Source organism: Thermoanaerobaculum aquaticum (assembly GCF_000687145.1).
Taxonomy (GTDB): Bacteria; Acidobacteriota; Thermoanaerobaculia; order Thermoanaerobaculales; family Thermoanaerobaculaceae; genus Thermoanaerobaculum; species Thermoanaerobaculum aquaticum.
The window spans coordinates 1-1,168 of record NZ_JMFG01000019.1 but is presented as its reverse complement, the minus strand read 5'-3'; the positions used below and the strand labels follow the sequence as shown (position 1 = coordinate 1,168).

3 protein-coding genes are annotated in these 1,168 nt (G+C 55.7%); all 3 read left to right on the top strand.

Annotation, left to right across the window (positions count from 1 at the left end):
• A partial coding sequence (locus EG19_RS14125; protein ID WP_038049228.1) for a hypothetical protein occupies window positions 1-228 on the top strand: 228 nt, incomplete at its 5' end.
• A complete protein-coding gene (locus EG19_RS07350; protein ID WP_038049226.1) occupies window positions 225-1,022 on the top strand; it encodes a hypothetical protein in 798 nt (265 codons plus the stop codon). The genes EG19_RS14125 and EG19_RS07350, both read left to right, overlap by 4 nt.
• Before the next feature lie 42 nt (window positions 1,023-1,064).
• Window positions 1,065-1,168 (top strand): tRNA ligase subunit PheS family protein (locus EG19_RS14445; protein WP_407702152.1); only part of this gene is annotated, 104 nt, incomplete at its 3' end.

Sequence of the window (1,168 nt, the reverse complement as noted above, 5' to 3'; positions counted from 1 at the left end):
GCAGGCAGGCCCACAGAAGCGATAAAGCAAACCGACGATGATGGAACGGCGGAAAGGATCGGGAGGGAGTTGGCCCAGGAACGCCCTGATTTGTCACGTGCAGAAGCGGAGAGGATGGTCGAAGACCTGCTTCGCTGTGGGCAGCTCTATGAGCTGCAGCAAGACAAACAGCCGGCGGTGAACCTCAACAGCACCACAGACCCACTGACAGGGCAGGAACAGAAATGACCAAACAGTACTACGGGCTTGGGCCTTGGAAAGCCTCCAACACCGGCTTTCTCTCTCGGCCGGTCGCCCCAGTGTTCCTGTTGTTTTTCATCGTCCTAGGGGGTAGCTGCACGGCTGGGAGAGTGCGAGTTCAAACGCGGCCGGAGGTAGGGTTTGGTTTCGATTTCGATTCTCTGAGGTGCACAGCCAGGGGTGTTTCCGTCCGTTGCGAGCCCGAAAGCCGGATGTGGAGCGACGTTTCGATGGAGTGGTTCGATCGTCGTCGGGGTTGGCGTTCAGGGAAGTTCGAAGGGGGAACCGTCCCGCGAGACCTGGTCTGCGGTGAAGAAATAGATTGGTTACTTTTCCATTCCGAAGGTTCAGAAGTAGTTTGGTTATCCACAGAGCGCGACGTACGAAAGTGGAAAGGCTGCAGCCAGCCTGAGCCATATCAGAACTTCTATTTCCCGCTCGCAGCGGCTCCCGCTAATCCGTGGATCCGCTATGGGGCGGCCACAGGAGCGGAGTTCGTTGCGGTCCGCTTTGTCCCGTATTATCCAGACGATCCTCGGCCTGTGTCGAACCTTCCGGTAGTTTTACTTAGCAACAACGGGAAGGAGGAATTGCTCGGCACTACCGATGCGACAGGATGGATAGTTCTTTCCAAGGAGATGCTCAAGAAGAAGGATGGTAGATATCTCCTCGTGAATCCCACGTACGACTTTGATCGGGTGGCGGTTCCGCTCCAGCAGGTGCTTCAAGAAGCTGGGTCATATTTCCGGGATGTGTTTTTGGTCTACGTTCGATTTTACTGAAAAATCCCGTGTCGAGAGCTGCTGTGATCCTCCGTTAATCTCGTGGGCCTGGGTCTCGATCGTGTGGCCATGTTGAAGTACCAAATCCCCGATTTGCGCTTGCTGTTTTCCGGAGATGAGCGGATGTTGCGGCAGTTTCCCGGAGG

Excerpts from the sequence above, each read along its gene's own strand:
- EG19_RS07350 (WP_038049226.1), top strand. The coding sequence starts at position 225 with ATGACCAAACAGTACTACGGGCTTGGGCCTTGGAAAGCCTCCAACACC.